12 protein-coding genes are annotated in these 13,031 nt (G+C 63.0%); 9 read left to right on the top strand and 3 right to left on the bottom strand.

Going from position 1 to position 13,031, the window contains the following annotated elements; all coding sequences use genetic code 11:
* Positions 1 to 108 precede the first annotated feature (108 nt).
* Together ACNAOT_RS07770 and ACNAOT_RS07775 are read left to right on the top strand one after the other, a co-directional pair.
* Positions 109 to 708 carry a TetR/AcrR family transcriptional regulator gene (locus ACNAOT_RS07770; protein ID WP_420180638.1) on the top strand — a complete coding sequence of 200 codons (600 nt, stop codon included), beginning with the start codon at positions 109 to 111 and terminating at the stop codon, positions 706 to 708.
* Positions 705 to 2,498: an alpha/beta fold hydrolase gene (locus ACNAOT_RS07775; protein ID WP_420180639.1), complete on the top strand. Its 1,794-nt coding sequence runs from the start codon at positions 705 to 707 to the stop codon at positions 2,496 to 2,498. Before ACNAOT_RS07770 ends, ACNAOT_RS07775 begins: the two co-directional genes overlap by 4 nt.
* A 47-nt stretch (positions 2,499 to 2,545) precedes the next feature.
* On the opposite strand, the gene ACNAOT_RS07780 is transcribed toward ACNAOT_RS07775, so the two are convergent.
* Positions 2,546 to 3,178 (bottom strand): TetR/AcrR family transcriptional regulator, encoded by a 633-nt coding sequence (locus ACNAOT_RS07780; RefSeq protein WP_091467621.1) that lies wholly within the window; start codon positions 3,176 to 3,178, stop codon positions 2,546 to 2,548.
* 139 nt (positions 3,179 to 3,317) lie between these two features.
* On the opposite strand from ACNAOT_RS07780, the gene ACNAOT_RS07785 reads away from it, so the two are divergent.
* Genes ACNAOT_RS07785 through ACNAOT_RS07815 form a run of 7 tightly spaced genes read left to right on the top strand, consistent with a single transcriptional unit; the run spans position 3,318 to position 11,151 of the window.
* Entirely contained in the window at positions 3,318 to 4,928 is a 1,611-nt protein-coding gene (locus ACNAOT_RS07785) for a carboxyl transferase domain-containing protein (protein WP_420180640.1), read from the top strand.
* 2 nt (positions 4,929 to 4,930) lie between these two features.
* Complete coding sequence (locus ACNAOT_RS07790) at positions 4,931 to 7,072, top strand: biotin carboxylase N-terminal domain-containing protein (protein ID WP_420180641.1); 2,142 nt, start codon at positions 4,931 to 4,933, stop codon at positions 7,070 to 7,072.
* The gene (locus tag ACNAOT_RS07795; protein WP_091466394.1) at positions 7,069 to 8,232 is read left to right on the top strand and encodes an acyl-CoA dehydrogenase family protein; all 1,164 of its coding nucleotides are present in this window, start codon (positions 7,069 to 7,071) and stop codon (positions 8,230 to 8,232) included. The genes ACNAOT_RS07790 and ACNAOT_RS07795 overlap by 4 nt, the downstream gene beginning before the upstream one ends.
* A 20-nt stretch (positions 8,233 to 8,252) precedes the next feature.
* Positions 8,253 to 9,020, top strand: coding sequence for a CoA transferase subunit A (locus tag ACNAOT_RS07800; RefSeq protein ID WP_420180642.1), 768 nt, complete (start codon positions 8,253 to 8,255; stop codon positions 9,018 to 9,020).
* Entirely contained in the window at positions 9,017 to 9,769 is a 753-nt protein-coding gene (locus ACNAOT_RS07805) for a CoA transferase subunit B (protein ID WP_420180643.1), read from the top strand. The genes ACNAOT_RS07800 and ACNAOT_RS07805 overlap by 4 nt, the downstream gene beginning before the upstream one ends.
* Complete coding sequence (locus ACNAOT_RS07810; RefSeq protein WP_091466399.1) at positions 9,766 to 10,251, top strand: MaoC family dehydratase; 486 nt, start codon at positions 9,766 to 9,768, stop codon at positions 10,249 to 10,251. Before ACNAOT_RS07805 ends, ACNAOT_RS07810 begins: the two co-directional genes overlap by 4 nt.
* Positions 10,252 to 10,296: 45 nt before the next feature.
* Entirely contained in the window at positions 10,297 to 11,151 is an 855-nt protein-coding gene (locus ACNAOT_RS07815; RefSeq protein WP_420180644.1) for an HpcH/HpaI aldolase/citrate lyase family protein, read from the top strand.
* A 58-nt stretch (positions 11,152 to 11,209) separates the two neighbouring features.
* Here the strand turns inward: ACNAOT_RS07815 and ACNAOT_RS07820 are convergent, their stop codons facing one another.
* Together ACNAOT_RS07820 and ACNAOT_RS07825 are read right to left on the bottom strand one after the other, a co-directional pair.
* A complete protein-coding gene (locus tag ACNAOT_RS07820; protein WP_420180645.1) occupies positions 11,210 to 12,340 on the bottom strand; it encodes a Gfo/Idh/MocA family protein in 1,131 nt (376 codons plus the stop codon).
* The gene (locus ACNAOT_RS07825; RefSeq protein WP_420180646.1) at positions 12,325 to 13,026 is read right to left on the bottom strand and encodes a ThuA domain-containing protein; all 702 of its coding nucleotides are present in this window, start codon (positions 13,024 to 13,026) and stop codon (positions 12,325 to 12,327) included. Before ACNAOT_RS07825 ends, ACNAOT_RS07820 begins: the two co-directional genes overlap by 16 nt.
* Between the last annotated feature and the right edge of the window lie 5 nt (positions 13,027 to 13,031).

The following is a 13,031-nucleotide window of genomic DNA, read 5'->3' on the forward strand; positions in this document are numbered from 1 at the left end:
CCTGTCAGGCTGGCCCTGGGAGTCCTAGGTACGACGGAACGACCCACTGCTGGCTTGTGCGCAGGGCAGTCAGTTTGCAAAATATATAGACCGGTCTATTATTTGGTTATGGCAATAAAAGGGAACCTGACAAAAGCACGGCTCACGGAGTCCATGCTCCAGCTCATCCAGACCAGTGGCTACAGCGGCACGGGGCTGAATGCTGTGATCGAACACGCCGGAGCACCGAAGGGATCGGTCTACTTCCACTTCCCCGATGGAAAGGAGGGTCTGGGCGTCGCAGCGGTCGAGCTCGCCGCGAAGCAGTTCGAAGCACTGATTGCAGAGGCCGCAGTGTCCGCGGGGAGTGCGGCTGAGGCTGCCCGCGCGGCGATTGAGGTCTTAGCCGCCATCGTCAGTGAGAGCAACTTCCGGCTTGGTTGCCCGGTCTCCGTCGTCACCCTGGAGATGGGCGCGGAAAGCGAGCGGCTGAGGCAGGCGTGTGCCGCTGCCTTCGAGTCGTGGATAGCTCCGACGTCCGCGCTCCTCGAGGCCGGTGGTCTTGACGCCGGGGAGGCCCGCTCCTTGGCAACCGTTGTTGTATCGACGATCGAGGGGGCGGTGATCGTCTCTCGCGCCATGCAAAGCACTCAACCCCTGTTTTCGGCCGCTGACGTCGTGGCGGCGCTAATCAACCAGCGATGCAAGACCGTTGGCGGGGCGCGATGACACCGCACGAAGAATCCCGCCACGCCCTGGTCTTCGGGGCTTCGGGAATGGTCGGCCGGCACCTCGTCCTGTCCCTTGCTGAAGCTGGCGCTAACGTCACGGCGGCAGTTCGTACCCCAGAGTCCGGAGCGCGGGTCGAGGGATGGGCCAGGGAGCATGGTTTGGTGGGGAGCATCAGCACGACGATCGTCGACTTCGATGCTCCAGAGATCGTCGAGGGCGGTCCCTCGGCATTCCCGTTCATCACCGAGATCCATAACTGCGCAGGGTTGTATCGGTTCGGAATGACCGCGCAGGAGGCACGCAGTGCGAACGTCGGCATCGTCGAGAAGCTCATTGACTTTGCCGGAGAACTCCCCAATCTGCAGCGTGTCGTCCACGTCTCGGGCTACCGAGTCGGCGGGCAGGACCCCGCAACCGTTCCATGGTCAGAGGACCATCGCGCCGCGGTCTACGAGGAACTTGGAGCCTATGAAGCCTCAAAGGTGGAATCCGACGCCATCTTTCAAGCCCGGGCGCTGGAGCGGGGAGTCCCCTGGACCATCGTCAATCCGGCCAGTGTGATCGGGGACAGCGTGACCGGTGAGTCCGATCAACTCATCGGGCTGGCCACCACCATCGGACAGATCTGGGACGGCACCATGGCCGCACTGCCTGGAAACCAAGAAACGTTCCTCCCGGTCGTCACGGTCGACTATCTGGCGGCCTTCATGGCTGCAGCGGCGGTCGATCCGGTTGCTGACGGCAAGGCCTATTGGATTCTCGACGACGCCACCCCGCCGCTTGCAGATCTGCTCACGCACGTTGGCCGTCATCTCGGTGTCAAGGTCCCGCGGGTAAGAATGCCGATCGGTGTCATCAAGCGGCTCCCGCAGCGGATCACCAAGGCAGATCCCGAGACGCTGACGTTCATGTCCGCTGACCGCTATCCGACAGATTCAGCCATCGAGTTCGCCGCCAGGCACGGGATCCCGATGCCGGATGTGCTGGTGTCGCTGGAGCGGTGGGCCGACCACCTGGCTGCGCATCGGTTTGGCGCCGTCACGGCTGACGGTCGCCGATTCGCCGACGTTGGCGGTCTAAGGACATTTGAGCTCGGCGTAGCCAGGTCCAGCAGGGTGGTCTTTCCCGGCTTACCGGTCAACGCAGATACGTGGGCCGAAGTGGCGTCGGGCATCGGCGCCCGGGTTATAGACCTGCCCGGACTCGGCCTCAGTGGTGGAACAGGCGTTCAGGACTGGGAAAAGTGGCTGCCTGCTGTGTTGGGTGGGGAACCTGCTGACCTCATTGGCCACTCGATCGGTGCGGCTGCGGCGGTAGTCGCGGCTGACCGGCTCCCGGGGCAGGTCAAGTCCCTCACACTGATAGCACCGTTCTTTCTCCAGGTCCCGATGGGTGGCCCGGCCAGACTGCGGCCGCTCGTGTCCGCCTACTTGCGACACGTCAACCCGGCGCGGCTGTCACACCAACTGACCGGGTCAGGAGGGAGCGCTGTTGCTCTGGAGTCCAGTCTCAGTGACCTCAAGCGAAGCAGCGCCAAGAGGGTATCCGAGCACCTGGCCCTTGCGGGATCGAAGCCGTGGCGTACCGGGCTCCGGGAAGCGCTGGGGCGATTCACCGGCACGGTCCGCATCGTCACGGGAGGCGATGACCCCCTGGCCCCAGGTGCGGTTGAGCAGCTCAAGTCACTTCCGAATGTTCAGCTGATCTCGGTGCCGGGTGCCGGGCACCATCCGCAACTGACGCATGGTGATGATCTCGTCGCGCTCATCAAGGGATCACTCGAGTGAACAGGGCGCCCCGCACCGTGTGCGAGTCCGCCAACGAGGCGTGGCGATCACGCTGAAGTGAGAGCCGCCAAGGCCATCTGCTCCAGGATGGGTCTGGCGGACTTCACTGCGATCTTCCTGCCGTGGTGGCGCACCGAGTGGGGTGTGGAGTTGATCAAACCAAACGCTGCGTGTGCACGGACACGGAGGCCGGGGACGTCTGCGTCCGTGTGAATGCGGGCCAAGACGTCTACCCACGTTTCGACGTAACTGCGCTGGAGGGATCTGACTTCTGCCTGGTCGGCGTCGCTGAGACTTCCGAAGTCCCGGTCCTGGACACGGATGACGTCAGGATTGCTGAGGGCGAAATCGACCTGGAACTGGATGAGTCCCTTCAGCGCGGTCCGGGGATCTTCGGACTCCGACACCACCCGCAATCCACCGTCCAGCAAGTCACGGCTGACGCTGAGTAGTAACTCTCCGAGGACCGCTTGCTTGCCGGGAAAATGCCGGTAAACGGCGGGGCCACTGACGCCTGCTGCTGCTCCGAGGTCCTCGAGCGACACGCGGGTGAAACCGTTCTCCGCGAAGAGTCCGGCGGCAGCGGACAACAAGGCCAATCTGCGGAGCTCCTTCGCCTGGCCGCGTTGCGTGGCGGCGGCGCGGGTGCCGTTGATGCTTGCTTCCTGACCTGCGGTCACATCTTCCTCCTTGCGCCAGTCCGGCCCAGCGCTTGCCGGACCGCCTGTGCTGGACATCACAGTTAATAAAGACTAACCTAAATTTCAGTTACGTGGCACTAACCGAAATGGCCTCCGGCCGGGAATGGAACAGGGGTCAATGGAGACAATTGCCAGTCTGACGGGAGCCGCCAGTGGCACCTTTGAGACCAACCAGCAAGCGCAACTGGCCTTGGTGGAGGAACTGAGGGAGCGCCTGGCGACGGCGGCCCTTGGCGGCCCTGCCAAGTCCCGGGAGCGGCACATCGCCCGCGGGAAACTGCTGCCGCGGGAACGCATTGACTACTTGCTCGATGACGGCAGCCCGTTCCTTGAGATCGCACCCTTGGCTGCGAATGGCATGTACAACGACGATTCCCCGGGCGCCGGGGTTATTGCAGGCATTGGTCTGGTCCATGGCCGCCACGTTCTGGTGATCTCCAATGACGCCACGGTCAAGGGCGGCACTTACTATCCCATGACCGTGAAGAAACACCTCCGGGCCCAGGAGATCGCCTTGGAAAACAAGCTTCCGTGCATCTACCTCGTGGATTCCGGGGGAGCTTTCCTGCCCAAGCAGGACGAAGTCTTCCCGGACAAGGACCACTTTGGCCGGATCTTCTATAACCAAGCCAAAATGTCCGCCGCCAAGATCCCGCAGATCGCCTCCGTCATGGGGTCGTGCACGGCCGGCGGTGCCTACGTACCCGCCATGAGTGATGAGACCGTCATAGTCCGGAACCAGGGCACCATCTTCCTGGGCGGTCCGCCCCTGGTAAAGGCAGCGATTGGTGAGATCGTCACAGCAGAGGAACTGGGCGGCGGCGACGTCCATTCAAGGATTTCCGGGGTCACGGACCACCTGGCCGAGAATGACCAACATGCCTTGGAGATCGTTCGGGACATCGTGGCGACGTTGCCGAAGCCGGCGCAGCCGGCCTGGGACGTGTCCGACGTCGTCCTGCCGCCCGTCGTCGATCCTTCAGGGATCTACGGTGTGGTTCCCACGGACGTCAACGCCCAATACGACGTCAGGGAAGTCATCGCAAGGCTGGTTGATGGATCCGAATTCCACGAGTTCAAGAAGAACTACGGCACCACCCTGGTGACCGGATTCGCGCACCTGCACGGCCATCCCGTGGGTATAGTGGCCAACAACGGCGTGCTCTTCAGCGAATCGTCCCTGAAGGGCGCACACTTCATTGAACTCTGCGATCAGCGCGGCATACCGCTGATCTTCCTGCAGAACCTCTCCGGCTTCATGGTGGGCAAGGACTACGAGCAAGGCGGCATCGCCAAGAACGGTGCCAAAATGGTCACAGCAGTGGCTACTGCCCGTGTGCCCAAGCTGACGGTGGTCATCGGTGGTTCCTTCGGCGCTGGCAACTACTCCATGTGCGGCCGGGCTTACTCGCCGCGGTTCCTGTGGATGTGGCCCGCGGCCCGCATCTCGGTGATGGGTGGAAACCAGGCCTCCAGCGTCCTGGCCACCGTCAAGAGGGATCAATATGAGGCGGCGGGCCAGGAATGGTCCGCGGAGGACGAAGAAGTCTTCAAAGCTCCCATCAAGCAACAGTATGAGGACCAAGGAAGCCCCTATTACTCCACCGCAAGACTGTGGGACGACGGCATTATCGATCCTGCTGACACACGGCGCGTCCTGGGAATGGCCTTGGACGTCGTCTCACGCCAACAACTGCCCGAGACCTCCTTCGGTCTCTTCAGGATGTGACCATGAGCCTCCCAACAACAACCACAGCCCCACCCAGCGCGGCCGTCCAAGCCCGTACCTTCAGCGCCGTCCTTGTTGCCAATCGCGGGGAGATCGCCTGCCGCGTCATCAGGACCCTGAAGGAGATGGGCATCCGCTCCGTGGCCGTGTACTCGGACGCGGACAAAGATGCCAAGCACGTAGCCCTCGCCGATACCGCCGTCGCCATCGGTGGCACGGCGCCCTCGGAAAGCTACTTGAAGATCGATGCCGTCATCGACGCGTGCCGTCGAAGCGGGGCGGAGGCAGTCCACCCGGGATACGGCTTCTTGTCCGAGAACGTGGAGTTCGCCAAGGCGCTGGACGCCGCCGGCATCACGTTCATCGGGCCGGGAGTTGGTGCCATTGAAGTCATGGGCGACAAGATCCGGTCCAAGAACCACGTGATGGCCTACGACGTTCCCTGCGTACCGGGCATCGCACAACCAGGACTCACCGATCAGGAGTTGATCGAGGCGGCGCCGGGGGTCGGTTTCCCCTTGCTGATCAAGCCGTCCGCTGGTGGAGGCGGCAAAGGCATGCACATCGTGGAACGGCCCGAGGACATGGCCTCCACGCTCGTCACGGCAAGACGCGTGGCAGCGTCCGCCTTCGGCGACGACACTCTCTTCCTTGAGCGGCTCATTCGCGCGCCCCGGCACATCGAGGTCCAGGTCCTGGCCGACAACCACGGCAACGTCATCCACCTCGGCGAGCGCGAGTGCTCACTCCAACGGCGCCACCAGAAGGTCATCGAAGAAGCCCCGTCCGCCCTCTTCGAATCACTGCCCGACGGCGCCGGGGAGCGGGCCCGCATCGGCGAGGCCGCCTGCAACGCGGCACGTTCGGTCAACTACAGCGGCGCGGGAACCGTCGAATTCCTGGTCTCCGACGACCACCCCGACGAGTTCTTCTTCATGGAGATGAACACCCGGCTGCAGGTGGAGCATCCTGTCACGGAGATGGTCACGGGCATCGACCTCGTCGAATGGCAGGTGAGGATCGCCGCCGGTGAGGTGCTCACCGTTGCGCAGTCCGACGTCGTACTTAACGGCCATGCCGTTGAGGCGCGCGTTTACGCCGAGGTGCCCGAGCGGAATTTCATGCCGTCGATGGGGCGCATCGTGGCGCTCGCAGAGCAGGGCGCAGCGGATGCAACCGTGTCCGGGCACCGACAGGCGCATGCGAACGTGCGGATTGATTCCGCCATGCGGGACAGGCTGGAGATCACAGGGGACTACGATCCCATGCTCGCCAAGGTCATTGCATGGGGCGAGGACAGGGCCGCGGCGCTGGATACCCTGGACGCTGCGCTCGGCCGTTACACACTGCTGGGTGTCGACACGAACGTTGAATATCTGCGTTTGTTGGCCAATGATCCCGAGGTCCGCGCCGGGCACCTCGATACGGGACTGATCGAGCGCAAGCTGCCGTCCCTGGAATTCAGGCACGTTGGTCCCGCTGAACTGATCGCCGCAGCGCTCACCCTGTGGCTGGAACGGACCGGTGCGGTGCTGGCTGGTGACGCGTGGAAGAGTGCCGACTCCTGGCGCGTCGGCGGCCGCGGCGCGTGGACAGTCACCTTTGGTGTTCCGGGCGGTGGAGTCGTTGCGGTGTCCATCACCGAAGAGGGCAGTACCGTCACGGCAAGCATCGACGGCGGGAATCCCTCCAGCATCAAAGCGGTGGACCGGACCGCTACCAGCATCGCGTTAGAGCTCGACGGCGACCTGGTCACCTTCGCGGTGGGCGTCACCCAGGGTGATGCCCAGGAAATTTACGTCGGCAACGATGGCTGGTCCTGCAGGCTCGAGGTACTGAATCGTGCAGAGCGGCTGCGGCGGATGCTCGCCGGCATCGAGCGTGAAGACGGGGCGGCGGACCCGGAGGTGCGCTCGCCGATGCCCGGGACGGTGGTTTCCGTGTCCGTGGTCGACGGCGACTTGGTTGAGGAAGGCCAGGCGCTCCTTGCCGTGGAGGCCATGAAGATGGAGCACCAACTGGTGGCGTCCGTTGCGGGGACCGTCCACCTCACCAGCAAACCCGGCGACCTGGTCAAAGCGGACCAGGTGCTCGCCACCATTCACGTAGACAAGACCAGCACAGACGAGGAAGTCCAGCGATGAGCACGTTTGAACTCAATGAGGAATACCAGGACCTTAGCGACTCCGTCCGCGAATTCGCCGACGAAGTTGTGGCACCGGTTTCCGCCAAGCACGACGAAGAGCACAGCTTCCCCTACGAGGTTGTGAAGCAGATGGGGGAGATGGGCTTGTTCGGCCTCCCCTTCCCGGAAGAGTTCGGCGGGATGGGCGGAGACTATTTTGCCCTGGCGCTGGCATTGGAGCAGCTGGGCCGCGTTGACCAGTCTGTGGCCATCACCCTTGAAGCCGGTGTGTCGCTCGGTGCCATGCCGGTGTACCGCTTCGGCACGGAGGAACAAAAGCAGGAGTGGCTGCCCCAGCTGGCGTCCGGACGTTCCTTGGCCGGCTTCGGCCTGACCGAGCGCGAAGCCGGTTCGGATGCCGGCGGCACCAAGACCAACGCCCATCTGGAAAACGGCGAATGGGTCATCAACGGCAACAAAGAGTTCATCACCAACTCCGGCACGGACATCACCACGCTGGTCACCGTCACGGCAGTTACGGGCCATAAAGAGAACGCTGACGGCAGTACCAAGAAGGAAATCTCCACCATCCTGGTACCGACTGAAACGCCCGGTTTCAGGGCGGAAAAGCCGTACAACAAGGTGGGATGGAACGCTTCCGACACTCACCCGCTCACCCTGGACAATGTCCGGGTTCCTGAAGCGAACCTCCTGGGCGAGCGCGGCCGGGGTTATGCCAACTTCCTTTCCATCCTTGATGAGGGCCGCATAGCCATCGCCGCACTGGCCACCGGCGCAGCCCAGGGTTGCGTGGACTTGTCCGTGAAGTACGCGAAGGAACGCAGCGCGTTCGGGCAGAACATCGGCAAGTACCAGGCCATCCAGTTCAAGATCGCCCGGATGCAGGCAAGGGCCCACACTGCCCGCCTTGCCTATTACGACGCCGCCTCCAGGATGCTGGCAGGCAAGCCGTTCAAGACCGAAGCGGCCATCGCTAAGATGGTCGCAGGCGAGGCAGCCATGGACAACGCGCGGGACGCCACCCAGGTGTTCGGCGGCTATGGCTTCATCAACGAATTCACGGTGGCACGGCATTACCGCGACTCCAAGATCCTTGAAATCGGGGAGGGCACCACCGAGGTTCAATTGATGCTCATCGCCCGCGAGCTGGGTCTGTAACCGTACGGGAAGGATCAAGGATGATTGACAAGGTTGTTGCCAGCGCCGCGGAAGCGGTGAAGGACATCCCGGACGGTGCCTCGCTGGCCGTCGGAGGTTTCGGTTTATGCGGTATCCCCGTTTCCCTGATCGATGCAGTCCACCAGCAGGGCACTACGGATCTTGAAACGGTCAGCAACAACTGCGGCGTGGACGACTGGGGCCTTGGCATTCTCCTCAAGGACGGACGTATCCGTCGAACCATCAGCTCCTACGTGGGCGAGAACAAGGAATTTGCCCGGCAGTATCTGGCGGGGGAGCTGGAAGTAGTCCTTACTCCACAGGGCACTTTGGCTGAGAAGCTTCGCGCCGGTGGTGCCGGCATTCCGGCCTTTTACACCAAAGCAGGTGTGGGAACCCAGGTGTCCGAGGGCGGCCTCCCGCAAAAGTACGACGCCGACGGGAATGTCGCGCTGGCCTCTTCACCGAAGGAGGTGCGCACCTTCAACGACGCGGACTATGTGCTGGAAGAGTCCCTGACCCCGGACTTCGGCCTTGTCCACGCCTGGAAGGGAGACCGGCACGGCAACCTGGTCTTCCACGCGACAGCGATGAACTTCAACCCCCTCTGTGCCATGGCGGCCAGGACCACCATTGCCGAAGTAGAGGAGTTGGTGGAACCTGGCGAGCTTGACCCGGAGCACATCCACACCCCGGGGATCTTCGTCCAAAGGGTAGTGGTGGCAACGTCGAACGAGAAGCGGATAGAAAAGCGGACTGTAGCGCTGACGGTAGGAGCGGATCGATGACCGACAATACCTACCACGACATCCCGCCCCGCCCGGAAGCCGTCCGGCACGAGTACCGTCGCGCCGACGTCGAACATCACGAGGCCAAAGGCTGGACCCGCAATGAACTGGCCGCCCGCGTTGCCAGGGAACTCACCAACGGGCAATACGTGAACCTGGGAATCGGGATGCCCACGCTGATCCCCAACTACATTCCCGATGGTGTGGAGGTCATTCTCCACTCCGAGAACGGGATCCTTGGCGTTGGTCCCTACCCCGCTGAGGACAGGGTGGATCCGGACCTCATCAACGCGGGCAAGGAAACGGTCACCACGAATGCGGGGGCGGCGTTCTTCGACTCGGCGTCGTCCTTCGGCATGATCCGCGGCGGGCACGTGGACGTTGCCGTCCTGGGCGCCATGGAGGTGGCCGCGAACGGAGACCTTGCCAACTGGATGATTCCCGGCAAGATGGTCAAGGGCATGGGCGGTGCGATGGACCTGGTGTTCGGCGCCAAGAAAGTCATTGTCATGATGGAACATGTAGACCGCAGCGGCCAGCCGAAAATCGTCCAGGACTGCACGCTCCCCCTCACAGGTAAAGGCTGCGTGGACCGGATCATCACGGATTTGGCTGTTATCGACGTCGTGAAGGACGAAGGTGACCCGCGCCTTGTCCTCCGTGAGTTGGCACCCAACGTCACCCTTGAGGACGTCCTGGCTGCTACCGGCGCCGAGCTGTTCGAGGAAGACCAGGAGCTCACAGTATGACGCGGGTGGTTGAGCAACGCGGGTTGTACTTCGATGAACTTGAAGAGGGCGTGATTTACGCCCACAAACCAGGCCGCACTGTCACCGAGACTGACAATGTCCTTTTCACCACCATGACCATGAACACGCAGGCGCTGCACTTGGACGCTGCCTGGAGTTCCGGGCAGCCGTTCGGGCAGCGCCTGATGAACTCCATGTTCACCCTGTCCACCATGGTGGGACAGTCCGTGACCCAGCTGACGCAGGGGACAATCATCGCGCAGCTGGGCTTGACGGATGTCACCTTCCCTCACCCGCTGTATCACGGCGATACGCTGTACACGGAAACGGTGATCACGGGAAAAAGGTTGTCGTCGTCCCGCCCGGGTCAGGGCGTGGTGACCATGCAGCACACCGGCCGCAATCAGGACGGTGCAGTGGTGGCTTTGGCAACCCGGACCTGCCTGATGTGGACCAAGGAAGCGCACGCCGCGCAGTCCTAGCCCGCCATTTCCAAACTCTGTAGGACACCAGCAGCAAGGACCTCCATGCTTTCTTCCAACGCGACTCCGTTCACCATGGGCCCGGCCCTCTTGTTCTGCCCTGCGGACCGTCCGGAGCGTTTCGGCAAGGCCGCTGATCGATCCGATGCCGTCATCCTGGACCTGGAAGATGCCGTGGCTCCTGCGGACAAACCGGGGGCCCGCGAAGCGATTCTGAAACAGGCGGGTACGGGTGGCCTGAATCCAAGCCGCATCATTGTGCGCGTCAATCCGGTGGGGACGCCCGAGTTCGACCTCGACCTTGAGGCTCTGGCAAGAACGCCCTACCGCACGGTGATGCTGGCCAAGGCGGAGACTGCGGAGCAGCTCAGGTCTTTGGAGGGCTATCAGGTCATCGCGCTGTGCGAGACTGCGGCGGGTATCGTTAACGCCTCCGCTATCGCGGCCGAACCGAACGTGGTGGGGCTGATGTGGGGTGCCGAGGATTTGTTGGCGTCACTGGGTGGCCTCTCCAGCAGGAACGACGACGGCGGCTACCGGGCTGTTGCCCTGCACGCCCGGTCCGCTGTACTGCTCGCCGCCAAAGCCGCGGGCAAGGAAGCCGTCGACTCGGTGTATGTGAACATCCCGGATCTCGAAGGCCTGTTGGCTGAGTCGCGGGACGCCATTTCCAGTGGTTTCGGCGCGAAGGCCTGCATCCATCCGAACCAGGTAGCAGTGGTCCGTGAGGCTTACGCTCCCACTCCCGAGGTCATAGCCCAGGCCACCGAGCTCCTGGAAGCGGCAGCATCTGCGGGCACGGGAGTGTTCCAGTTCAAGGGCAAGATGATCGACGGACCCATTCTCAAGCATGCCGAAGCGACTCTTCGCCGGGCCGGGCACCCGCGAGTTGCCAGTTAACACCCATGTTCGGCGGAAACATGGGTGTTAACTGGCATCTCGGCGGGCGGCCAGAGCGCTAGGCGCGCGCCGGCGTCGAGAGTTCGGTAGCTGCCGTAAGCCCCACCAGTTCCGTCAGTTCAACAACGGCGGGTCGGGAGGCCGTGCTCTTGATCGCGACCGACTGCCCGCTCTTGGCCGATTCCAGCACCGATTCCATGACCTCCAAGGCATGGAAAGCGAGTTGGCCGCCGGCGCGGGGTTCCTGTTCGGCCGGCGTCGTTGCGAGGTCGGCGATTCCAAAGCCTCGCCCTGAATCCACGTAGCCGGCAGAGACGGGGAGCGTCTCCCAATCCTCGGCGCCAAGTGCGAACAACTGCACATCGCCGTCAAAATAGTTGGGGTCCGGAACGATCAGCGAACCAGTTTCACCGTGGATCTCAATGTTAGGGCTCTTCGTTTTGACGGCGTCGAAGCTCATGAACAGGGTGGATAGAGCTCCGGACGCATGCACCAGGACTCCGGTGACGTGCGAGTCGATATCCACCGGGACTTTCTGGCCTTCCCTGGGACCCGACTCAATGGTGCGCTCGCTGCGGGTGTGACTGGCAGCGCCCACCACGGAAACCACGGGTCCAAGCAGAGTGACAAGGGCCGAGACGTAGTAGGGACCCATGTCCAGCAAGGGTCCACCCCCCGGTTGGTAGTAGAAATCCGGGTTCGGGTGCCAGCGTTCGTGCCCGGGCGTTGCCATGGTGGCGGTTGCCGATATCGGCGCACCGATCAGTCCGTCGTCGATCGCCTTCCGGGCCGTCTGGATGCCGGTACCCAGCACAGTGTCTGGTGCGCAACCAACCACAACGCCGGCCGCTGCCGCAGCGTCGAGTACTTCCCGGGCCTCCGCCGTGGTGGCAGCCAACGGCTTTTCACCGTAGACGGACTTGCCGGCCGCGATAGCCCTGAGCGCGATGTCGGCATGCGCTGCGGGAATGGTCAGGTTCAGGACGAGGTCAACGTCGTCCGCGGCCAGGAGGTCGTCCACGGTCAGTGCCCGGACGCCCTCGTATGAGTCCGCGACGGCCTGTGCCCGGGCAGGATCAAGGTCCGCAACCGCCACCAGGTTAATGGAATCCAGCCGGCGGAAGTTGGCCAGGTACTGGGCGATGATGGCACCGCAGCCGATGACCCCTACATTTAGCGGCTTGCCCACAGCATGCCCCTTTCGATGATGGTGCGGACGTTGCTGTCCTGGAGAATTTCCACGCGGTGGCCTGGGGTGCAGACAAAGATCTTGCCTTTGCCCCACTGACGGGTCCAGATGGCTGGTGAGGTGACTTCGCGGTTCCACGGGTCCCACTCGCGGACTTTCTGGGTGGTAGTGGCCAGGACGTCGATGTAGTCGTCGGACAGGACCCAGTACTGTTCCGTGACGAGGTCGAAGTCACCGATTCCCTGCGTGATGGGGTGCTCGGAGGCTGCGGGCAGCATGTTGACGGTGTAGGGGACGTAGTTGTCTGACTGCTCGCCGATCCGCTCGTCAGCGTGTTTGCCGGGGTGGCAGGCGAACTGGCCGCCGATCAGGTGCAGGTAGTCGGAGTTGTTGCGGTAGGAATCGGCGATCCCGCCGTGCCAGCCGGCCAGTCCGGTGCCGTCTTCGACCGCAGCGCGCAGGCCCTCGAACTCATCCTTCTCAATGGTGGTCATGGTCATGCATTGCACGATCAGGTCCACGGTGGCCATATATTCGGGGTCGGCGTAGATCTTGGGGGATTCCTCCACGCGGACGTCGTAGTCGTTGTCCTTCAGGTACGGAATGAACAGCTCTGTGGCTTCCACCGGTTGGTGTCCATCCCAACCGCCGCGAACCACCAGCGCTGTCTTGTTGTTGCTTGTCATGTTGC

The sequence above is a fragment of the Paenarthrobacter sp. TA1.8 genome, from assembly GCF_048595705.1.
Lineage (GTDB): Bacteria > Actinomycetota > Actinomycetes > Actinomycetales > Micrococcaceae > Arthrobacter > Arthrobacter nitroguajacolicus.